This window comes from Mycobacterium sp. Panama NTM2, from assembly GCF_054355555.1.
Window position 1 is genome coordinate 5,253,322 of the sequence record NZ_CM135953.1, and the last position, 21,281, is coordinate 5,274,602.

A 21,281-nucleotide genomic window follows, 5' to 3' on the forward strand; every position below is an offset into this window, starting at 1 on the left:
CTATGAGGCTGTTCTCATGACATCGATGCGTCTCGCCACCGTCGGCATCGCTCTCGCGTGCTCCTGCGTCGTGGCCCCCCTGGCTCACGCTCAGCCTGCCCCGCCCGCGCCCGCACCTGCCGGCGAGGGCCCGAAGACCACTATCGACGCCAACGGGTCGTACGCGGTCGGCAAGGACATCGTCCCCGGCGTGTACTCCTCCGCCGGCCCTGTCGACAACGGTGCGTGCTACTGGAAGCGCTCGGCCGGAGACAAGCTGGTCGACAACGCGTTGACGAAGAAGCCGGCGTTCGTCCAGATCGACGCGACCGACACGACGTTCACCACCAGCGACTGCCAGACCTGGCAGCTCACCAATGCCCCGATGCCACCCCAGCCGGGTCCGGGCGACCTGTTGGGCGCGCTGACGCAGGCGATCGGCAGTGGCATGTTCAACGGAGGGCCTCGCTGAGCTCCGCCGCGGACGGCCGGATCGCGGTCCCCGACGACCTCGATGCGATCACCTCAGTGGGCACCGAGGACCACACGGGCGTCGACCCCGCCGCGGTCGAGCGCATCTGGCAGGCCGCCCGGCACTGGTACGCCGCGGGAATGCACCCGGCGATCCAGGTGTCCATACGCCGCGACGGCCGCGTCGTCCTCGACCGGGCCATCGGCCACGCCTGGGGCAACGGCCCCGCCGATCCGCCCGACGCGGGGAAGATCGTCGTCGGTACGGACACCCCGTTCTGCGTGTACTCGACGGCCAAGGCGATCACCACGACCATCGCGCACATGCTCATCGAGCGCGGAGTGTTCTCCCTCGAGGACCGGGTCTGCGACTACCTGCCGACCTACACCAGCCACGGGAAGGACCGCACCACGATCCGGCACGTGATGACGCACAGCGCCGGGGTGCCCTTCGCGACCGGTCCGCGGCCCGATCTGAAACGGATGGACGACAGCGACTACGCACGCGAGATGCTCGGCCAGCTCAAGCCGATCCATCCTCCCGGGCTGGTGCACATCTATCACGGCCTGACGTGGGGGCCGCTGATGCGCGAGATCATCGGCGCCGCGGCCGGACGGAACATCCGCGACATCCTGCGCGACGAGATCCTGGACCCACTGGGATTCCGGTGGACGAATTACGGCGTTGCACCGCAGGATGTTCCGCTGGTGGCACCCAGTCACGTCACCGGCAAGCCGCTGCCGGCACCGATCGCCAAGGCGTTCAAGATCGCCGTCGGCGGCACGCCGCAGCAGATCATCCCGTTCTCCAATACCCCGGCGTTTCTGACCAGCGTGATCCCGTCGTCGAGCACGGTCTCGAACGCCAACGAGTTGTCCCGGTTCGCCGAAATCCTCTGCCGTGGCGGTGAACTCGACGGCGTTCGGGTGATGTCGCCGGCGACGCTGCGCACGGCGACCAGAGAGGCGCGCCGGTTGCGACCCGACCTGGCGACCGGGTTGAAGCCGATGCGGTGGGGCACCGGATACATGCTGGGCTCCGGGCGGTTCGGCCCGTTCGGCCGCGACGCGGTAGGCGCCTTCGGCCACACCGGCCTGACCGACATCGCGATGTGGGCCGACCCGGACCGCGCGCTGTCGGTCGCGGTGGTCAGCAGCGGCAAGCCGAGTGGCCACAAGGAAGCCAAGCGCTACCCGCAGCTGCTGGACCGCATCAACGCCGAGATGCCCCGGGTCTGATCCCCCGGTAGATGCCCCGCGCCACGATCCAGGGCATCAACACCCGCTCGAACGACCACGCCGGAACACGGAACGCACGCCCGTTCGGGGCGAACACCTCCAGGCCGTCCGGTTGGATGCCCAGCACCGAACCCCAGCGCCGGGTGGGCGGTTTGTACTCACCGAGCTCGCCGCCGTCGAAGAACGCACGCACGTTGCGGGCCAGTAGGCCGTCGGCACGGTTGCGCGCCGAGCTGCGCAGCGGATCCGTGGCGGCGACGTCGCCGATCGCGAACACCTCCGGATGCCCGGGCACCTGCAGTGTTGGTGTCACCCGCACGAAGCCCTGCTCGTCGAGCAGCTCGGCGGGCAGCCAGCCCGTGTTGGGGACGACTCGCCCGATCGCCCACAGCACCACCTCGGCGGTCGCGGGTGGCTGGCCGGTGCGCCAGCGCACCGGCTCGGTCGTCAGCTCGGCCGGGGTCTGGTCCACCTCGGCCCGATGGCCCGGGTGCAGCCGCACTCCCGCATCGGTGAGCCTGCGCTGCACCGTCTTCCAGGTCCGGGGGTGATGCCCGACGAGCGCGCGCTGCCCCGGGTAGTACAGATCCACCCGGGTCCCGGGCCAGGTCGTCGCGATCTGCGCGGCGCTGCTGACCGCGGCCGCACCGCCGCCCACGACGATCACCGACTGCGCCTCGGCGAGCTTCTGATGGGGTGCGCGCAGATCCGCGTCGACCTCGTCCGCAGCCTGGAGCACGGGCGTGCGCCAGAACCCGTTACGCACCCCGGTGGCGATGACGAGCGCGTCGTAGGGCACCTGCTGTGCGGTGCCGTCGGCGAGTTCCACGGCGACGCAGCGGGATTGAAGGTCCAGCGCGGTGAGCGTGCCGTGCACAGTGGTGACCCGGTCGAGACCCCGGAACCGTCGGTACGGGATCCAGTTGTGGCGGGCCCACTCGTCGGGCCGGGCCAGCCGCCAGCCCAGCTCCTGCCCACTGACGAGGCCTGGCTTGCTGCAGATTCCGGTGACCTGTGCGTGGCGGGCCAGCTTGATCGCGGTGAGCACGCCGGTGTCGCCGAGGCCGGCGATCACCACCCGCTTCACGCGCGCACCTTCGCCGGCGGCCTGGGCACGAACCGGGGGACACGGTCCATCACCGCTCGGTAGTCCGGCCGGCGCGCCAGGCTGCGCTCCTCCATCATCGGGATGCTCGCGCCGAGGAACATCGCGAGCATCGCGGCCGCGCCCGCGAACAACCACCACGCCGTCGGCCATGCCGCCACGCCGAACAGGGCCACCGCGAACCAGAACCCGAACTCCCCGAAGTAGTTCGGATGCCGCGACCACGCCCACAGCCCGCGGTCCATCACCTGACCGGGCCGCCGGTCGCGCACGAAGCGGTGCATCTGCGCGTCGGCGACGAATTCGAGTGCCACCGCGGCCATTCCGAGCACGAACGCGACGATGCTGAGCCACGCCAGGCCGCGCTCCGGCCTCGTCACCGCGATGTAGGCGGGGACCATCGCGAGGAACACCTGCAGCGTCGGGATCAGGTGGATCGCCACCAGGTCGACCACGAACTCCCAGCGTCCCGCCTTCTCGCGGAACATCGGATAGCGCCAATCCTCGTGGTGCAGACCGGGGAACGCGTACAGCCAGTTTCCCGTCAGGCGCACCGCCCACACGACGACCAGTACCGCGAGCAGCCATGACCGCAGCGGGTCCCCCTCACCCTGGCTCCACCAGAAGAAGAGCAGCAGCGGGGGGATCACGCTCCAATACGCGTCATAGAAGCTGGAATTGCCGTAGGCGCGGCTGAACGCGGACACCACCAGCGTGGCCAGCACGTCGGCGATCAGTGTGTCCAGCCACAACCGCCCGGTGCCTGGTCCCCACAGCAGCCACGCCCCGGCCACGGCGACCGCCAGGACGTAGGCCACGGTCACGATGGACAGCGAGCGCACCTTGCTCATCTCGGTCACCGGCGTCACCCCAGCCTGACCCGGAAGGTGGTCGGCCAGTACTTGCCGGTCAGCAGGAACTCGTCACCGGCGACATGCGCGATACCGTTGAGGACCTGCGCCGTCGGCGGGATGCCGCGCGCACGCAACCCGCTCGCGTCGACCGCGAGATCCACCACGCCGGTGGCCGGATCGATCCGCACGATCTGGTCGGTGGGCCACACGTTCGCCCACACCCGGTCGCCGACGCACTCCAGTTCGTTCAGGCCGGTGACCGGCCTCCCGTCCTTGGTGACGTCGACCCCGCCCGTCTCGGTCAGATCGGCAGTGGTCTGGAAGCGCAGCCGGGCGGTGCCGTCACTGCGGATCAACCGGTCGCCGTCGCGGCAGAGCCCCCAGCCCTGCGGTGTGAGCGGGACTTCCCGGATCGGGGTCAGCGTGGCGCGATCCCATTCGACGGCCACGCCGTCGGTGTAGGTGAGCTGCCAGATCTTGTCACCGACGACGGTGACGCCCTCGCCGAAATAGCGGCCGGGCATGTCGACGGCCTTGCGGACAGCGCCGGTGTCGGGGTCGAGCTCGCGCAGCTGGGAGGTGCCGACCTCGCCGGTGCCCTCGTACAGCACGCCGCCGTCGATCTCGAAGCCCTCGGTGAACGCCATCGGGTCGTGCGGCATCTCGCCCAGCACGACGGGCTCGACGATCGGCACGGCGGCGGTCCCCGGTGGCGGCTGAGGCTCGGCGTGCGCGCCCGGCACGACGGTGACGACGGCCAGCACCGCCAGTGCGATACCCGCCCACTTCTGCCGTCTGGTCATACCGTTGTTCTACCGTGCGACGATGGGCCGATGAAAGCGGTCTCCTGTGCGCACGGTTCCCTCGACGTGGTCGAGGCGCCCGATCCCGTCCCCGCCGAGGGCCAGCTGGTCCTCCAGGTGCTGCGCTGCGGCATCTGCGGATCCGATCTACACGCCAGGAACCACGCCGACGAACTCACCGAGGTGATGGCCGAGGGCGGCTACACCGACTTCATGCGCAGCGACACCCCGGTCGTGATGGGCCACGAATTCTGCGGCGTGGTCGCCGAGCGCGGCCGCAAGGTGGGCAAGGAGTTCGCCCCCGGCACCACGGTGGTGTCGTTCCCGCTGCTGCGCGCCCACGGCGGAGTGCACCTGACGGGTCTCTCGCCGCTGGCGCCGGGCGCCTACGCCGAGCAGGTGCTGGCCGAAGCCGCGATGACGTTCGCGGTGCCCAACGGGCTGGACCCGGCGACCGCGGCGCTGACCGAACCGATGGCGGTGGCGCATCACGCGGTGCGGCGCAGCGAGATCGCCACGAAGGACGTCGCGATCGTGCTGGGCTGCGGGCCCGTGGGCCTCGCGGTGATCTGTCACCTCAAGACACTCGGCGTCCGCACGATCGTCGCCAGCGACTTCTCCCCCGGCCGGCGGGCACTGGCCGCCCGCTGCGGCGCCGACGTCGTCGTCGACCCGGCCGCGGACTCGCCCTATGAGGCGGTGCCCGCCAAACAGCGCGGGATGACCGAACTCCCGGCGCTGTACGAGTTCGGCATGGGCTCGATGGAGAAACTGCGCAAGGTGCCCGGTTGGTCGCACGTCTACCGGTTGGCCGACCGCCTGGGCGGGACGGCGCCCAAGCCGCCGGTGATCTTCGAGTGCGTCGGAGTGCCCGGGATGATCGACGGCGTCATCGGCGCCGCCCCGCTGGCGTCGCGTATCGTCGTGGTCGGCGTGTGCATGGGCGACGACAAGATCCGGCCGGCCATGGCGATCGGCAAGGAAGTCGACGTCCGGTTCGTGTTCGGCTACACGCCGCTGGAGTTCCGCGACACCTTGCACATGCTCGCCGACGGCAAGCTCGACGCCTCGGCGCTGGTGACCGGCACGGTGGGCCTCGACGGGGTCGCCGCGGCGTTCGACGCCCTCGGCGATCCCGAGACGCACGCCAAGATCCTCATCGATCCGGCGAGTGCTGCCGTCACCCCCTAGAGGGGCAGCGCCGCGTTCTCCGAGTCGAGGTGTTCGACGGTGGTGAACACCAGCTCGGTGTCGCCGACGTTCTCGATGTCGTGCAGCAGGAATTCCCCTGCGGCAAAACGGAAGTGGCGGGTCTCGCCGGCGGCATAGGACACCTCGCGGGTGGTGCCGTCGGCAGTGTGCTGCCTGCTGGTTCCGGCGTTGACCGCGGTCCAGAAGTAGTCGAGCACGTGGCGGTGCGCATGCCAGCGTTCGCCCGGTGCGAGCCGGATCTCCCAGACCCGGACGCGGTCGTTCTCGCTGAGCAGCCGGGAGCCGACATGCCCGTCGTGCGCGTGCTCGGCGAACTCGGCGCGCAGGTCGTCGCTCCAGCCGTCGAAGTCGGTACCCACCAACGTCCCCGCCAGCGGGGCTTCGGTGAGGAACTCGCGGGTACTGGTCATGGTCTCTCCTTGAGTCAGTGGCCCGGGCCGTACAGGCCGAATCGGTTGTCGGGGTCGCCGGGCACCCAGGTGCAGTCCACCTGCGAGCGGGTGCCCATCTCCTTGACGCGGCGCAGCAGCCGCTGCCCCAGCTCGAGCTGGCCGGGCTCCCATTTGGCCAGCGCCTCGGCGATGTCGGCGCTGTCGGAGAGTGCGTCATACAGAGCCCACGCGTTCGCGGCGGCCTTGGCGGTACCCGCCGCGGCGTGCGGCCGGGCTGCGCTGGCCGCGTCGCCGACGAGCGCCACTCTGCCCAGTGTCATCTGGGAAACGCCGACGTCATAGACGGCCTGCAGGTAGGGCTGCTCGGTACGCAGCACCACCTCGGCGGCGGCGGGGGCGAGCAGTTCGGTTGCGGCCGAACGCATCTCGTCGACGAACCGGTCCTGCACCTGACCGGGATGCAGCGACACCCCGGCGACGAAGCCCCGCTTGTCGGTCATCAGCTCGTCGAGCTGATGCCCCTCGGGGACGTTGCGGTACCAGACGTAGTTGAGCAGCCGCTCCCCCACGGCCAAACCGCCGCCGGGCGCGGGAATCGGATAGACGTTGATGTGCGTGTGCGGCGCGACGCTGTAGCTGATCGAGTCATGCAGCAGCTCGAACGTCTCGGCTGACACCTCTCGCTCGGGCACCGTGCCGCGCCAGCCGACGTACCCGGAGTACTCCATGCGCGCGTCGGGCGCGATGCGTCGCCGGCTCGGTGACCCGATGCCGTCGGCGAACACGACGATTTCGGCGGATTCGATTCTGCCCGAGGCGAACCGCACCGTCACGGCGTCGGCGTCCTGGTCGAAGCCGGCGGCGTACTCGCCGAGGTGATAGTGGCCCGTGCCCGCCGCATCGGTGAAGTCGGTGAGCAGGGCCCGGTAGAAGGTGCCCCATGACGTGTAGCTCCACGGCGCGTCCTCACGATGGACGACGGTGTTGTCCGGTCCCAGGTACTGCACGAAATGTGTTCTGGTGCTCACTGTCTCCGGGTGCTGGGTGCTGCATTCGGCGAACCAGCGCAGTGTGTCGGGCTGCAGGACGATGCCGCCGCCGCGGCCGTCGAGATCGGTCGGCGTGCGCTCGTACACGTCGACGTCGAAGCCGAGGCGGCGCAGCAGCAGCGCGGCTGTCAATCCTCCGATCGATCCGCCGATCACCAGCGCCCGGTGACCACTCCAACTCACGTCACTCATGGTGTTCTCCTGTGTCGAGCCCGAGGAACGCTCGGGCGTTGGCCTCCAGTGCGGCGTCGTCGATGCCCGCCGCATGCGGGAGGTCGAGAGGGGTGGGGGTGCCCATGTCGAACGGATAGTCGCTGCCGCACATCAGGCGGGCAGGGTCGGCGTGCGCGCGCAGCAACTGCAGTGCCGGCACGTCATGGGTGAGCGTGTCGAACCACAACTGCGAGAACATCTCCCGGGGTGGCCGGGTGCCGGCACCGCGCACGTCGGCGCGCTGCTGCCAGCCGTGCGCCCAGCGACCCACCAGGGCGGTTGCGCAGCCCCCACCGTGCACCAGGCAGATCCGCAAGGTCGGGAACTCGTCGAGGACGCCGCCGAGGGTGAGTGCGGCTGCTGCCGTGGCGGATTCGACGGGGTTGCCGATCAGGTTCGCCAAATAGTGCGACGACCATTCCGGCCGGGGGAGTTGCATCGGGTGCACGAGTACCGCCAGACCGAGATCCCCTGCGGCGCCTACGATCTCCCGCATGGGGTCGACATCGAACGATGCCGTGCCCAGCAACGGCGGCATGGCGATCCCGCACATCCCGTCGACGCCGGCCAGCGCCGTCATCTGCTTGGTGGCCGCCTCCGGATCGTGCAGTGACACCAGCCCGAGACCCACCAGCCGCCCATCGCTGTCCCGGCAGACCTTGGCGAGGTCGTCGTTGTAGGTACCGACGAACTCGTCAGCGTCAGCATCGGCGACCGGGAACGCGAACGGCGGGGCGGACAGCACGCGAGCGCCCAGGCCGGCGGCGTCGGTGTCCGCCAGCACCCGGGACACGTCGCTCATCGCCTCGGTCTCGATGGACAACGGCAGCTCGCCCAGGTGCAGTTCGCCGTAGTGGTCGCGCAGCGGGGGCAGCGGGGAACCCGGAGCGAGCCCGAACAGGTGCTGCGGCAACCAGTGTGCGTGGACATCGATCGGTCCCGAGCGCACGGTCATGCCGCAGCACCCATCGCCTCGAGTGCTTCGAAGCGGGCCAGCACCTCGGCCTGCAGCAGGGCCACCGCCGGATCGGAGGCGCGGCGCGGCCGCGGCAGGTCCACGTCGATGATCTCGTGCACCCGACCGCCGGGGGCGAGCACGACGATGCGGTCGGAGAGCTGCACCGCCTCGGTGACGTCGTGGGTGACGAACATGACCGTGCGGCGCGACTCCAGCCAGATCCGTTCCAGATGCTCGCGCAGGGTGCGCGAGGTCATCGCGTCGAGGTGGCTGAACGGCTCGTCCATCAGCAGGATGTCGGGCTCTACGGCGAACGCGCGGGCGATGCCGATGCGCTGCTGTTGACCACCGGAGAGCTGCGCGGGGAACCGGTCGGCGCAGTGGCTCAGGCCGACCAGGTCGAGGTAGTGCCGGGCGCGGTCCTGCCACCCGTCGCGCTCGTGCTGGACGAAGCCGAGGTTGGCCATCACGGTGCGCCACGGCAGCAGCCGCGGGTCCTGGAACACATAGCCGACCCGGGCGTCGCGCGAGCCGGCTCGCAGCGACACCGTGCCGGATGTGTGCGACTCGATGCCGGAGACGATGTTGAGCAGCGTGGTCTTTCCGCTGCCCGACGGGCCGACCACCGAGACGAAGGTCTCGCCCGAGATCGTCAGGTCGACCTCGTCGATGACCCGGGTGACCGCTCCGCGGCGGTCGGTGAATTCTTTGACCAGCTTCCGGATTTCGATTGCAGCCATGAACTTTTCTCGCTTTCTAGACGGTGCGCCAGCGGGTGGTGCGGCGCTCGATGGGACCCAGGATCAGCAGATCGGCGACCACCAGCAGGGCGATGAACACCAGCACCCAGGCGAGGAAACCGTCGAGTTGATTGGCGTCGTACCAGTAGCGGGCGCGCCAGCCGACGCCCGAGGTGGAACCGAACCATTCGGCCAGCAACAGCCCGTTCCAGGCGCTCATGATCGCGAAGCGCACGGCGGCCACGGTGGACCCGGCCACCGCCGGTGCGACGATCTGGCGCAGCACCTTCGCCCGTGACACCCCGAACGCCCGTGCCATCAACACCAACTCCGCGGGCACGGCCCGGGTGGCCTTGGCGATGTTGACCACGACGAAGGGCAGCCCGGACAGGAACACCGTCATCACCGGGGTGAGCCAGCCGAAACCGAACCACATCGTGGTCAGCAGCGCCCAGATCACCGCGGGGATGGCGAGTCCGGCGGCGGTCAGATCGGAGAAGGCCAGATCCGCCACCCGGGACAGTCCCATCAGCACGCCCAGCGCGGCGCCCACCACCAGCGCGGCCGCGAGCCCGAGCACGAATCGGTTCATGCTGATCGCCAGGTTGCCCCAGAGTTCGCCGGCGGCGGCTTCAGAACCCAGCCGGGTCACCGCGTCTGGTAGTGATGGCACGCGGTTGCCGAGGACGACGGCCAGCTGCCAGGCGGCCAGGATGCTCGCCACGGCGGCCAGAACCGCTGTGGCCGAGAGTGATCCGCTCGAGATCCGGCGGGTCATGGTGGTCATGCGATCTCCTTGCGCCAGGCGAAGAAGCGATTTTCCAGCGCGGCCAGCCCGCGCTCGATCAGCACCATCGCGACGATGAAAAGGGTTGTCCAGGCGAGCATGTCGTCGACGCGGAACTCTTGGTAGGCCTTGCGGATCATGAAGCCGACGCCGCTGCCGGCGCCGAACACCTCGGTCAGCGCCTCCACCTTCCAGGCCATCGCGAACCCGTATCGGACGCCGGCGAAGACGAACGTCGTCACTGCAGGGAGGTAGAGGTGGCGCAACACGTCGGTGCGGCTGCGGCCGAAGGCCTGGCACATCGACAGCAGCTTGCCGTCCACCGAGCGAACTCCCTCGGCGACGTTGATCGCGATGAACGGCAGTGCCACCAGCGCAGAGACCACGATCGGACCGCCTGCGCCGACACCGAAGATGAGCAGTCCGAACACCGCGTACGTCAGCCCCGGCATGTTGCCGAGAACGAACAGCGGCAGCGAGAAGTACGCCGTCATGAATCGGCTGCGGCCCATCAGGAATCCGATGACCAGGCCACCGGCCATCGCGATCACGAACCCGGCGGCGATCTTGGCGATGCTGACCGTGAAGTTGGACAGCGCCTCGCCTGAGACGACGATCGCGCCCACCTGCTCGGCAACCCCGGCGGGCCGGGGGACGATCGGGTCGTCGATCCACGCGGCGACGGCCGCCCAGATCGCGACCGCGAGGACCAGTGCGGCGCCCGAGGCCAGCCACCGCAGGTTCGCGGTCAGGCCGGGACGCCGCCGGCGGGGGCGCCGGGTGGCGGACGCCGGTACGGACGGCGAATCCGGCGGGGCGACGGTCGAGGTCACGGCTGAACTCCTTCGGTCGGCAGGAACTTCGGATCGGTGACGTCATCGCCGATGACGCCGGTGGCGCGCATCAGGTCGAAGACGGAGCTCTCGTCGGCGGCCCACTTCGGGTCGAAGCGCACCTCGTCGACCACCCAGTCATGTTCGGCGACATAGGCCTTCATCCACGCGATGTCTTCGGGCGTGCTGACGGCGAAGTGCTGGGGGTAGCGTTCGATCATCTCGTCGCGGTGGGCCTGCCATTCGGCCAGGCCGCGGTCCCACAGGTCGAGGAAGGCCGACACCTCACCCGGGTGGGCGTCCACCCAGTCTTTCCGGCCGACGAAGACGTTGCCCATCGGGCCGTCGTGGCCCGGCGCGTTCAGTTCGGCGAACAGATCGGCCGATGACTTCCCGTCGTAGAGCGGGCGCACCGAGCCGTCTCGCAGCTCGCGGGCCGACAGGTCCGGATAGCAGATGCAGGCATCGATCTCGCCGCGGGCCAACAGGTTCGACAGGTTCTGGATGTCGGCGACGATGACCTGGTAGTCCCCGTCGACCAGCTGGGCGTTATGCATCTGCTTGACCAGGGCGCTCCACACCAGCGTGCCCGACACCGTGGTGAACACTCCTAGCCGCTTGCCTTTAAGGTCGGCCAGCGTCTGCGCGGGATCGTCGGCGCGCACCAGGATGCGGCTGCGTTCGGCGTTGTAGCGGCCGATGATGACGGTCTCGCGCCGGGTCTGCTCTTCGAGGCCCGGCACCTCGAACGACGCGGTGGAGATGATGTCGGCATGACCGCCGGCGAAGAGGCCGAACTCGTCCCACGTCGCGCTGGTCTCGATGCGGTAGCCGGTGTCGCGCTCCCACTGCGCCACCACGCCGGTCTCGTTCATGTAGTCCCAGATCGGGTCGGGGGCGAAGGTGAAGCGGATGACGCCGTCACGGGCGGTGCGTGACGATGCCGGCCCGCCCAACCCGGCCGCGCAGCCGGTGGCGGCCAGCAAGACCGCGCTGACGACCAGGGCGAGCACCGCGCGCGCCCAGGTCCGAATCGAAAGTGTCACCGGCTACCTCCTTGGTCTGTGACCGCGGTCACGACTCTCACTGTGGAGGTCGGCGCCGGCAGAGGCAATGTCTTGACAGACATACTTACGCTGATTCTCATGTCAGTTGACACATACAGCGGAGAGAGTCAGCTGGAGGTCTGGCTGGCCGCCCTGGCGGACATCGGGGAAGCCGTCGGCGGGAACACCCCGGTGGAGGCCGTCCTGGACAGAGTGGCCGAGACCGCCTGCACGCTGCTCGGGTACGACTTCTGCGCGGTGTTCCTGCCGACCGCCGATCGCACTGCCCTGACGATCGTCGGCTCGCACGGACTGTCGCCGGACTACGTCGCCCAGGTCAACGCCGACCGACCGATCCTGCTCGACGTGCGTGACGAGTCCGAGGCACCGACCAGCATCGCGTTTCGGACGGGCGAGGTGGTGACGGTCGACGACATCGATCGCAAACCGCACTTCACCTGGAGTGGGGTGGCGCACGAGCAGGGCTATCGGGCACTGATCTCGGTGCCGCTGCGCCGCTCGGGTGCCGTGGTCGGGGCACTCAACGGATACCGCGCCGGCCCGCACCGGTTCGATCGAGCGGAGATCGGCCTGGTCAGCACGCTGGCCACCCAGGTCGCCGTCGCGCTCGGCACCGCCCAACTGCGCGCCGCCGAGCAGGCGACGATCGCCGAATTGCGGCGCGCCGCGGAGGTGCACTCTTTGCTGACCGCGACGGCCCTCCGTGGTGAGGGGGTCACCGGTGTCGCCGAGGCACTGGCCGGACTGCTGGGGCGGCCGGTGCTGATCGACGACGTCTATGGCGAACAGCTGGCCGCCGCCGGCTCGGCCATGGACACCGAGCCCACGACCGTCACCGACGTGATCCTCGACGGCGCCCCGGTGGCGCACATCCACGTCGCTGCGACGGACGAGCCGTTGTCTGCCGTGGACGTTCGCGCGGTCGAACAGGCCGCGGTCGTCACCGCACTCGAGCTGCTACGTGCGCGCACAGCGGCTGAAGTCGAACAGCGCCTGCGGGGTTCACTGGTGGCCGACGTACTCGGCACCGATCCCGGCGGGCTGCCCGCGATCATCGACCGGGCCCGGCGGTTGGGCTGGGATCTCGCCGGCACACAGACACTGATCGCGTTGCGCTGCAACGACAGTGAGACCCTGCTGGCCGCGGCCGACCGCTTCTTCCGGCACACGACGCAGCGCCCGCTGTCCGCCGTGCACCGCGGCGACGTGATCCTGCTCTGGCCCCACGGAAATGCCATGGAGACAACGCGCCGGCTGCTCGACACCGTCGCCGTCCCGGGGGTGATCGCCGCTGTGTCGAGAACAGTCGACGCCGCGGGATTGCCCGCCGCATTCCGCGCCGTCCGTGGCGCCCTGGACCTGGCCGCCGGCGCAGGGGGCCCGGCCGTGATCGACCTGACCCAACTGACGGTCGATCAGCTGCTGCTCGAGCTGGGAGACTCGGCGCGCCTGACCGAATTCGCGACCTCCGTGCTGGGCTCCGCCATCGAGTACGACCGCACTCGCTCGACGGCGCTGCTCGAGACCGCCCGAGTGGTCATCGACGCCGGGCTCGACCGGCGCGCCGCCGGCGCACGGCTGCACCTGCATCCCAACACGGTGGCCCAGCGGATGCGCCGCCTGGAAGAACTGACAGGGTTGGCGATGTCGCGTCCTGCCGACCTGCTGCAGCTGACGTCGGCGTTGACGGTCGCCCGAATCGCCGCGCTGGGGTGAGCAGTGTCAGGCCGTGATCGCGTCCAGCGCGCGGTGGATCCGCTGCTCGCTCACCGGGCGGGGCGTACCGAGTTGCTGCGCCCACAGGCTGACCCGCAATTCCTCGATCATCCAGGCGATGTCGCGCACGTCGGCCGCGGCCGCCCGGGTCGGGGACAGCGCCGCGACCACCTCGTCGTAGGCGTCCTGCATCGCATCCACCCGGGCCATCCGTTCGCGGTCGGCGACCGGCGCCTGCGGTAGCCGCTCGAGCCTGCGGCTGATCGCGGTCAGATATCGGGTGAGGTCGGCCAGCCGCGGCGCCCCCGCCGCTGCCACGAAGCCGGCGGGCACCAGCCGCGCGAGCTGGGCACGGATGTCGGCGATCGCATCGGCCTGCGCCGCCGACGGCGTGTCGGGCAGCGCGAGCGACACTTCGTGCAGGGCGGTGACCACCTTCTCCGCCCGGCGCGCCACGTCGAGGGTGGTGGGCACCAGCTCCCGGGTCACGCGGCTGCGGGCCTGCTCGAATTCTGTTCTTGTCCATAGGGGTTCGGGTACCAGCAGCTGCATCGCGGCGTCGGCGCAGTCCTCGATCAACGCCGCCAGTGAGCCGTCCGGGTTGGTCCCCAAGGACAGCCGGGTTCGCATGTCGAGAGCCTTCTCGACCTGCTTGGCCACCGATGGCCCTGTCAGCCGCAGCAGGCGCCGGGTACCGGCAGGCGCCGCGACGGCCTGCTCGGCGGCGCTTGCGAACACCCGCACCGCCACCGACGCTCCCTCGTCGACGAGCGCGGGGTAGCCGCGCACCGTGTTGCCGGAACGCCCCGGTCGTTCCACCACGCGCGGCAGCTCGTCAGTGTCGGGCCATGTCCGTAGGCCCGTGCGCTCCAGGTCACCGGCCGCGGCCGCCACCGCATCCCGGGCCGGCGCGGCCAGCGTGTGCTGCAGTTCGGTGAGATCCTTTCCGCGAGCCACCACCGTGCCGTCGGCGGTCTCCACTGCGAACGTCACCCTCAGATGCGCCGGGATCTTGTCCAGGTCGAATGCGTCGATCGGAACGAGAACACCGGTGCGGCGCCGCAATTCGCGCTGGACCGCGTCGAGCAGCGGGCCGTCATCGGGCGTGATCGACGACAGCAGCGCGCGGGCGGTGTCGGGCGCGGGCACGAAATTGCGACGAAGGTCCTTGGGCAGCGACTTGATCAGCGCGGTCAGCAGTTCCTCGCGCAGGGCCGGTACCTGCCAGGCGAACTCGTCACCACCCAACCGGGCGAGGACGTCGACGGGCACGTGGACCGTGACACCGTCGTCTGTGGCACCGGGATCGTACCGGTAGGACAGGGGCAGCGCGACGTCGTCGGCCTGCCAGGCGTCGGGCTGATCGGCACCGGACTCGTTGCGCAGCAGGTCGTCTCGCGTCAGCGTCAGCAGCTCGGGGGTACGGTGCCGCTGTTTGCGCCACCACCCGTCGAAATGCCGTGCCGACACCACGTCGGCGGGGATCCTGGCGTCGTAGAACGCGTAGATCTCCTCGTGACCGACCAGCAGGTCACGACGGCGGGCGCGCTCCTCGAGATCGGCGAGTTCTGTTCTGAGCCGGGCATTGTCGGCGAAGAAGTGGTGTTTGGTGCGCCACTCCTGGTCGACGAGGGCGTGGCGGATGAACAGTTCGCGGGCCACCTGCGGATCGATCTGCGCGTAGTTCACCCGCCGGCGCGCCACCAGCGGCAGCCCGTAGAGCGTCACCTTCTCGTATGCCATCACCGCGCCGCGCTCGGCATCCCAATGCGGCTCGCTGTACGTGCGGACGACCAGGTGTGCCGCCACCCGCTCGACGGCCTCGGGATCGATGCGGGCCGCGATACGCCCGTAGAGCCGGCTGGTCTCTACCAGGTCGGCCACCACGACCCACCGCGGTGGGCGGCGGGTCAGCACCGAGCCGGGTGCCAGCACGAACCTGGCGTTTCGCGCGCCCAGATAGTCCCGGGCGTCGCCCTCGCGCATCCCGATGTGCGACAGCAGGCCCGCAGTCAGTGCCGCGTGCACCTGCGCCACGTCGGCCGGCTCGTCGGATTCGGTGATGCCCAGATCGCGGCAGATGCCCCGCAGCTGCCCGACCAGGTCCTGCCACTCCCGAATCCGTAGGTAGTGCAGGAACTCATCGCGGCACATCCGCCGGAAAGAGCTGCCGGAACGCTCCTTTCGCTGCTCGCCGAGGTAGCGCCATAGGTTCAGGAACGACACGAAATCGGAGTGTTCGTCGGCGAAGCGCGCGTGTTTCTGCCGGGCCGCCTCCTCCCGATCGCTGGGCCGCTCCCGCGGGTCCGGGATGGACAGCGCTGCGGCGAGCACCAGCATCTCTCGCACACAGCCCTCCGCATCGGCCTGCAGGATCATCCGGCCCAGGCGCGGATCCACCGGGATCTGCGCCAGCCGGCGGCCGAGAGGAGTGAGCTCACCGTCGGTGAAGGCGCCGAGTTCGGTCAGCAGCGCGATGCCGTCACGGATACTGCGCGCGTCGGGCGGGTCCAGGAAGCCGAACCCCTCGATGTCGCCGAACCCGAGTGCGGCCATCTGCAGGATCACCGCGGCGAGGTTGGTGCGCAATATCTCCGGATCGGTGTAGCGGGGCCGGGATTCGAAGTCCTGCTCCGAGTACAGGCGGATACACACACCCGGAGCGGTACGCCCCGATCGGCCGGCCCGCTGCGCGGCCGACGCCTGGGAGATCGGTTCGATCGGCAACCGCTGCACCTTGGTCCGCCGGCTGTACCGCGAGATCCGTGCGGTTCCGGGGTCGACGACGTAACGGATGCCGGGCACCGTCAGCGATGTCTCGGCGACGTTGGTGGCCAGCACCACTCGCCGGCGGGCCCGGCTCGGGGTGAACACCTTCTGCTGCTCGGCGGTCGGCAGGCGGGCGTAGAGCGGCAGGATCTCGGCCCGCTCGCCGAGGTCAGCGCGCAACGCCTCTGCGGTGTCGCGGATCTCGCGTTCGCCGGACAGGAACACCAGGACGTCGCCCGGGGGCTCGCTCGCAAGCTCGGCGACGGCGTCGACGATCGCCTCGGTCGGATCGCGCACCTCGGTGCGCACCACCTCGTGGTCGGGATCGTCGGGATCCTCATCGTCGATCACCACGGGGACTTCCAGTGGGCGATAACGGATTTCGACGGGGTACGTGCGTCCGCTGACCTCGAGGATCGGGGCGGGTAGGCCGTCCGTGGCGAAGTGTTGGGCGAAACGCTCCGGCTCGATGGTCGCCGATGTGACGATCACCTTCAGGTCGGGCCGACGGGGCAGCAGCTGACGCAGATACCCGAGCAGGAAGTCGATATTGAGGCTGCGCTCGTGCGCTTCGTCGATGATCAGGGTGTCGTAGCGCAGCAAGCGGCGGTCACGCTGGATGTCGGCCAGCAGGATGCCGTCGGTCATCAGCTTCACCAGCGTGCGGTCACTGGCCTGGTCGGTGAAGCGCACGGTGTAGCCGACCGCCTCACCCAGCGGGGTGCCGAGCTCGTCGGCGATCCGCTGCGCCACCGTGCGCGCGGCCAGCCGGCGCGGTTGCGTGTGCCCGATGGTGCCGCGGATCCCGCGACCGAGCTCGAGGCAGATCTTCGGCAGCTGCGTAGTCTTGCCCGACCCCGTTTCGCCGGCCACGATCACCACCTGGTTCGCCGCGATCGCAGCGGCGATGTCATCGCGGCGCTCGCTGACCGGCAGATCCGGGTAGCTGATCGTCGGAACCGCAGCCATGCGGGTGGCGACCAGCGCCTCGGCGGTCGCGATCTGCTGGGTCAGCCGGTCCAGCTGGTTGGGTTCGGGAGATCTGAGCTGGCGCAGTTTGCGACCCAACCGCGACGCGTCCCGCAGCGTCAGGCCGTCGAGCCGGGCGCGCAGGGCGCGCACCTGCTCAGGTTTTGACTCGGGCATCTCAGCCGGCGGTCACCGCGGTCAGGCAGAACGGATGACCGGCCGGGTCCAGCATCACCCGCCACAGGGTCGGCTGAGGCTGCACCTCGGCCTGGCGTGCGCCGAGTCGCTGGGCGGCTGCCACCGCGGCCTCGACATCGGTCACCGACACATCGAGATGCATCTGGGCCGGCACCTTTAGGTCCGGCCACGTCGGTGGGACGTAACCGTCGACACGCATCAACGCCAGGATGGCCTTTCCGTCGGTGATCGCCACGACGCCGCCGTCGGGCGTCTCCACCAGCCGTCGCATGCCGAGCAGGGCCGAGTAGAAATCGGCCAGCTCACCTGGGTTCGGGCAGTCGATCGACGTCGAGCCCAGCGTGCCGACGGGGGTCTGCGCAGGGATCATGACCTCCACTCTGGCATGCGGCGACCGGTGCGAGCGCGCGCGGCGCCCGTTCGTCTGCTTAGCTACACGCGTGCGTTGGGGTGCGGGGGTGCTCGCTGCTGCGATGACGGTGATGTTCTGCACGACAGCGTTGTTCTGCACGGCGGGGACGTTCACCTCCGCCCAGGCCGAACCGGTGGCGATGCGGCCGCAGACCTACGACAAAGTGTCGCGCGACGGCTGGCACCTCAACATCCGGATCGACAACGAGGTGGTCAACTCGGTGCCGAATCTGGCCAATGCCAATGACTCCCGCGAGGGCTTCGTCACGGCGTCGGCGACCGCCACGGCCGTCGGCGGGTCGAGCCCCATCACCGACAGCATCTTCATCCTGGGTTATCAGCTCGGCTGCCAGTCCGATGTGTCCGCGGGGCTGCAGTACGGCGGCACGGCCGGCGTCGCACCCCAGGGGGCCGTCGGCATCGGCGGTGACTCCGGGGTGTCCGTCGGCGGCACGGGCGGCGTCGCGGGCTTCGTGCAGACGGTGCTGCAGCCGGGTGTGATCGTCGACCTCCCGCTGTCGAACATGACGCTCAGCCAGGACGGCAGGGCAATGATCGACATCGACAACATCCACATCAAGGCCGATGCGTGCGGCGGCGACGTGACCGTGCGGTCGTATGCGTACCTGCGAGTATCGACCGACGTCGCGCACACGCATTCGCGGTCTACGGCGACCCGATCAAGATCTGAGACAGCGATGATGCGTCGGACGATGAGCTCACTGCTGGCGGCGGTGGCGCTCCTCGCCGCTCCGACGGCGGCCGCCCAGCCGGAGTTACCCGACCCGCCGCCGTGGGTACCGCTGGCGCCGGACGTCGAACCGGGCAGCTTCGACTACCCCTACAACGTCATCGCCGTCGAACCGCCGCCGCTGACCGACTCACGCGGGGTCCGTATCGCCGCGACCGTGGACACGCCGTCGCAGTCGGAGGGGCTGCCCGGCAGCGCCCGGGGCAACGCACCCCAGGACGAAGGACCGCTGGTGACCTCCAACACCCGTTACGGCATCTCCGCCGGTCTGGAACCGCCGGGCACCCCGACCCCCGGCGTGGCCGCCGGAGCCGGCGTCGCGACGCCGCCGGCTGCGGAAAGCCCGACCGGCACCCCGCCGTCGACCATCCCGCAGCCCGAGTCACCGCTGCCGGACGACCTTCCCGTCTACCCGCTGCCGGTCATCGAAGAGCCCGGCAACCCACACGAGCCGATCTACGGCCGACCGTTGCCCTAGGCCGGACGACGATCGAAGGACGAGTGCACACGCAGCGTCCGAGCAGGACTGCGGTGACGGTCAGGCGTCGGGCGCCCAGTGGGCGAGCATTTCGGCGAACGTCTCGAACGCCGGGGTGTTGATGCCGTAGGTGGCCTCGAAGTGAATGCTGAGCGGGAAACCGAGCTCGCCCACGCCGTCGACCACGCGCTTGTACAGGTCGACCATCAGCTTGCGCCGCTGCACCGGCTCCGCCCCGGCCAGCTGCTTGACGAATTCCTGCTCTGCCGCGACGGCGGCGTTACCGGGGTCCTGGATCAGCCAGTTGATCAGGCCGACCTTGGTCTCCACCGCCGGCACGAACCCGAACGACAGCAGGATCTCGGGCCGGTGCTCGCTCGTCGCGGCGAACTCGGTGAGGAAGCCGACGATCGTGTCGGAGTACAGCAGCTGCGTCATGCCGTAGGTGGCGCCGCGGTCGCACTTGAACGTGAACCTGCCCTGCTCGCCGTCGCGGGTGGGGATGAGGATGACCCCGCGGTTGTCGACGACCTCGTCGAACATCGTCAACGCGTCCGTGGGGGCCACCCCGGAGCCCTCGCCGTCGCTCAGCGTGCGCGGCACCCCGACGAAGGCGATGCCGTCGAATCCGCTGTCACTGAGCTCGGTCAACCGGCCGCGCAGTGTCGGCTCGTCCATGAACGCGGTGACCTGAGTGCACAGCCCCCGCACATCGGGCAGTTCGGGCTTGATCATCGACCAGAACTCGAGGACGTCCAGTTTGGGCTTCATCTCGAGGGGACGGTCGTCGTCCTCCTCGATCATGCCGGGGATCATCACGTGCCGTACCCGACCGCCGACGCCCGCCTCGGCCGAGCAGCGCAGCACCTTCTCGGCGTCGGAGAGAGCCTGCTCGCGACCGCGGTCGACGTTCGGCGGCACCAGCTCCAAAGCGATGGTGTTCAGACTCACAGCGTTGCTCCACATCTGAGGTTCTCGAGTCCGGCTGTCCGGCCGACGTTGCTCGTCAGCCCACGATTCCCCCGTCGCCGGCGAGCAATCACCATACCGAGCGGGGCGGTGTGGGGCGCGCCGCGCACCCACCCCGCGGCCCCGGTCGCCCTTTCTTCGGCTTACATGGAGAGCGATCCCCTATGAGAAATTCGTTCCGTCCCGCCCTCACCGCCGCGCTGTTCGCGCTGTTGACCGTTCTGGTCGCGGCGTGCAGCGGCCTGCAGTCACCGCCCGGGCCGACGTCATCGACCAGCACCGACCCTGCTGCGCCGCAAGTCACCTCGCCGTTCGATCCGTCGACGACCCCGACCGCACCCACCGGCCCGATGCTGGCCTACCGTGCCGCCGACGAGATCGGCCTCGTCGACGGCACCACCAAGATCGCCACGGTGGCCGGCGCCTTCACGCCCAACAACGATCTGATCACCACCGAGGACGGCCGATTCGTCTTCGCCCGCACCGTGGACAACCACGTCGCCGTCATCGACGTGCAGAACCGGCGGGGCGGTATCCGCCAGGTTCCGGTGGGCCCGACGCTGGGTACCGCGGGCGGCAGCACGATCGTGTGGTGGGAGCAGCCGAACCGGCTCATGAGTCTCGACCTGTCCGCATCCGACGCGACACCGCGGCTGCTGCAGACCGTCGACCTCCCCCCCGTCCCGGCGGGCGACCCCCGACTGATCGTCGCGCGCGCCGGGACCGCGGTGCTGGCCCGCGTCGAAGGCACGCCGTCTCCGTTCGGCGGCCCGGACACCCTCTATGCGGTACGCGGCTCCGGCCCCCCGACGTCGCTGGGACAAGTCGACGCGAACAGCCCGGTCTCGGTCGCTCGGCTCTCCCCCGACGGCGGGTCGCTGGCCTACGCGGTCTACCGGGCGACCGGCGATGCCTGCGGAACGGCGGCGGTGGTGCAGTCCGACGCCGACGGCAACCAGCAGACGTTCGACGTCGCCGCCACCGACCCGGCGGCGGGATTCCGGATCACCAAGCTGTGGTGGCCCCGCGAGGGTCCGCCGAAGCTGAGCCTGACGACGTGGCGCTGCGGCCAGTCGCAGGCCGCGTCGCCGGTGGTGTGGCAGTTGACGGGGGATCACATCGCGCAGGTCACCCCGCCGACGTCGGCATTGCAGACCACCGAGCTGGCTCCGGGGCAGCGGGCGCTGGTACTGCCGCACAGCGACGGGTACGGCGATCCGGCCGGTGCGCTGGTCGTCGAGGAGAGTTCCCGCAGGATCCCCGTCGAGGACGACGTCGACGCCATCGCGCTGGTCGAGCCGTCTCCGTAGGCTGGGAA

Annotated in this window: 19 protein-coding genes and 1 pseudogene; 7 read left to right on the forward strand and 13 right to left on the reverse strand. The window is 69.8% G+C overall.

Annotation, left to right across the window (positions count from 1 at the left end; all coding sequences use genetic code 11):
* The first annotated feature begins 25 nt into the window (after window positions 1–25).
* Together ACXYX3_RS25215 and lipE are read left to right on the forward strand one after the other, a co-directional pair.
* On the forward strand, window positions 26–451 hold the full coding sequence (locus ACXYX3_RS25215; RefSeq protein WP_458612226.1) for a hypothetical protein: 426 nt from the start codon (window positions 26–28) through the stop codon (window positions 449–451).
* Entirely contained in the window at window positions 448–1,689 is a 1,242-nt protein-coding gene (lipE, locus tag ACXYX3_RS25220; RefSeq protein ID WP_458612227.1) for a lipase LipE, read from the forward strand. Before ACXYX3_RS25215 ends, lipE begins: the two co-directional genes overlap by 4 nt.
* On the opposite strand, the gene ACXYX3_RS25225 is transcribed toward lipE, so the two are convergent.
* Genes ACXYX3_RS25225 through ACXYX3_RS25235 form a run of 3 tightly spaced genes read right to left on the reverse strand, consistent with a single transcriptional unit; the run spans window position 1,664 to window position 4,451 of the window.
* Window positions 1,664–2,776: an FAD-dependent oxidoreductase gene (locus tag ACXYX3_RS25225; protein WP_458609459.1), complete on the reverse strand. Its 1,113-nt coding sequence runs from the start codon at window positions 2,774–2,776 to the stop codon at window positions 1,664–1,666. The two genes, lipE and ACXYX3_RS25225, sit on opposite strands and share 26 nt — an antisense overlap.
* Window positions 2,773–3,645, reverse strand: a complete 873-nt coding sequence (locus tag ACXYX3_RS25230) for a DUF1295 domain-containing protein (RefSeq protein ID WP_458612228.1) — start codon at window positions 3,643–3,645, stop codon at window positions 2,773–2,775. Before ACXYX3_RS25230 ends, ACXYX3_RS25225 begins: the two co-directional genes overlap by 4 nt.
* A gap of 14 nt (window positions 3,646–3,659) precedes the next feature.
* The gene (locus ACXYX3_RS25235) at window positions 3,660–4,451 is read right to left on the reverse strand and encodes a glutaminyl-peptide cyclotransferase (protein ID WP_458609460.1); all 792 of its coding nucleotides are present in this window, start codon (window positions 4,449–4,451) and stop codon (window positions 3,660–3,662) included.
* A gap of 30 nt (window positions 4,452–4,481) precedes the next feature.
* Between ACXYX3_RS25235 and ACXYX3_RS25240 the strand changes: the two genes are divergently transcribed.
* A complete protein-coding gene (locus ACXYX3_RS25240; RefSeq protein WP_458609461.1) occupies window positions 4,482–5,642 on the forward strand; it encodes a zinc-binding dehydrogenase in 1,161 nt (386 codons plus the stop codon).
* On the opposite strand, the gene ACXYX3_RS25245 is transcribed toward ACXYX3_RS25240, so the two are convergent.
* The 7 genes from ACXYX3_RS25245 to ACXYX3_RS25275 are packed head-to-tail and all read right to left on the reverse strand — an operon-like array spanning window position 5,639 to window position 11,681.
* A complete protein-coding gene (locus ACXYX3_RS25245) occupies window positions 5,639–6,073 on the reverse strand; it encodes a cupin domain-containing protein (protein WP_458609462.1) in 435 nt (144 codons plus the stop codon). The two genes, ACXYX3_RS25240 and ACXYX3_RS25245, sit on opposite strands and share 4 nt — an antisense overlap.
* Before the next feature lie 14 nt (window positions 6,074–6,087).
* On the reverse strand, window positions 6,088–7,296 hold the full coding sequence (locus tag ACXYX3_RS25250) for an FAD binding domain-containing protein (RefSeq protein ID WP_458609463.1): 1,209 nt from the start codon (window positions 7,294–7,296) through the stop codon (window positions 6,088–6,090).
* Entirely contained in the window at window positions 7,289–8,272 is a 984-nt protein-coding gene (locus ACXYX3_RS25255) for an amidohydrolase family protein (RefSeq protein WP_458609464.1), read from the reverse strand. Before ACXYX3_RS25255 ends, ACXYX3_RS25250 begins: the two co-directional genes overlap by 8 nt.
* Entirely contained in the window at window positions 8,269–9,015 is a 747-nt protein-coding gene (locus tag ACXYX3_RS25260; protein WP_458609465.1) for an ABC transporter ATP-binding protein, read from the reverse strand. The genes ACXYX3_RS25255 and ACXYX3_RS25260 overlap by 4 nt, the downstream gene beginning before the upstream one ends.
* A gap of 16 nt (window positions 9,016–9,031) precedes the next feature.
* Entirely contained in the window at window positions 9,032–9,802 is a 771-nt protein-coding gene (locus ACXYX3_RS25265; RefSeq protein ID WP_458609466.1) for an ABC transporter permease, read from the reverse strand.
* Window positions 9,799–10,635 carry an ABC transporter permease gene (locus ACXYX3_RS25270; RefSeq protein ID WP_458609467.1) on the reverse strand — a complete coding sequence of 279 codons (837 nt, stop codon included), beginning with the start codon at window positions 10,633–10,635 and terminating at the stop codon, window positions 9,799–9,801. Before ACXYX3_RS25270 ends, ACXYX3_RS25265 begins: the two co-directional genes overlap by 4 nt.
* Window positions 10,632–11,681 (reverse strand): ABC transporter substrate-binding protein, encoded by a 1,050-nt coding sequence (locus ACXYX3_RS25275; RefSeq protein WP_458609468.1) that lies wholly within the window; start codon window positions 11,679–11,681, stop codon window positions 10,632–10,634. The genes ACXYX3_RS25270 and ACXYX3_RS25275 overlap by 4 nt, the downstream gene beginning before the upstream one ends.
* Window positions 11,682–11,780: 99 nt before the next feature.
* On the opposite strand from ACXYX3_RS25275, the gene ACXYX3_RS25280 reads away from it, so the two are divergent.
* Window positions 11,781–13,418, forward strand: coding sequence for a helix-turn-helix domain-containing protein (locus tag ACXYX3_RS25280; protein WP_458609469.1), 1,638 nt, complete (start codon window positions 11,781–11,783; stop codon window positions 13,416–13,418).
* A gap of 6 nt (window positions 13,419–13,424) precedes the next feature.
* On the opposite strand, the gene hrpA is transcribed toward ACXYX3_RS25280, so the two are convergent.
* Together hrpA and ACXYX3_RS25290 are read right to left on the reverse strand one after the other, a co-directional pair.
* Window positions 13,425–17,333 (reverse strand): ATP-dependent RNA helicase HrpA, encoded by a 3,909-nt coding sequence (gene hrpA, locus ACXYX3_RS25285; RefSeq protein WP_458609470.1) that lies wholly within the window; start codon window positions 17,331–17,333, stop codon window positions 13,425–13,427.
* Window position 17,334: 1 nt separating this feature from the next.
* Entirely contained in the window at window positions 17,335–17,724 is a 390-nt protein-coding gene (locus ACXYX3_RS25290; protein WP_458609471.1) for a VOC family protein, read from the reverse strand.
* Window positions 17,725–17,827: 103 nt separating this feature from the next.
* On the opposite strand from ACXYX3_RS25290, the pseudogene ACXYX3_RS25295 reads away from it, so the two are divergent.
* Window positions 17,828–18,456 (forward strand): annotated as a pseudogene (locus ACXYX3_RS25295) (MspA family porin).
* 22 nt (window positions 18,457–18,478) lie between these two features.
* The gene (locus ACXYX3_RS25300; RefSeq protein WP_458609472.1) at window positions 18,479–18,994 is read left to right on the forward strand and encodes a hypothetical protein; all 516 of its coding nucleotides are present in this window, start codon (window positions 18,479–18,481) and stop codon (window positions 18,992–18,994) included.
* A 60-nt stretch (window positions 18,995–19,054) separates the two neighbouring features.
* On the opposite strand, the gene ACXYX3_RS25305 is transcribed toward ACXYX3_RS25300, so the two are convergent.
* On the reverse strand, window positions 19,055–19,945 hold the full coding sequence (locus ACXYX3_RS25305; protein WP_458609473.1) for a mycobacterial-type methylenetetrahydrofolate reductase: 891 nt from the start codon (window positions 19,943–19,945) through the stop codon (window positions 19,055–19,057).
* A gap of 182 nt (window positions 19,946–20,127) precedes the next feature.
* On the opposite strand from ACXYX3_RS25305, the gene ACXYX3_RS25310 reads away from it, so the two are divergent.
* On the forward strand, window positions 20,128–21,273 hold the full coding sequence (locus tag ACXYX3_RS25310) for a hypothetical protein (RefSeq protein WP_458609474.1): 1,146 nt from the start codon (window positions 20,128–20,130) through the stop codon (window positions 21,271–21,273).
* Window positions 21,274–21,281: the final 8 nt, after the last annotated feature.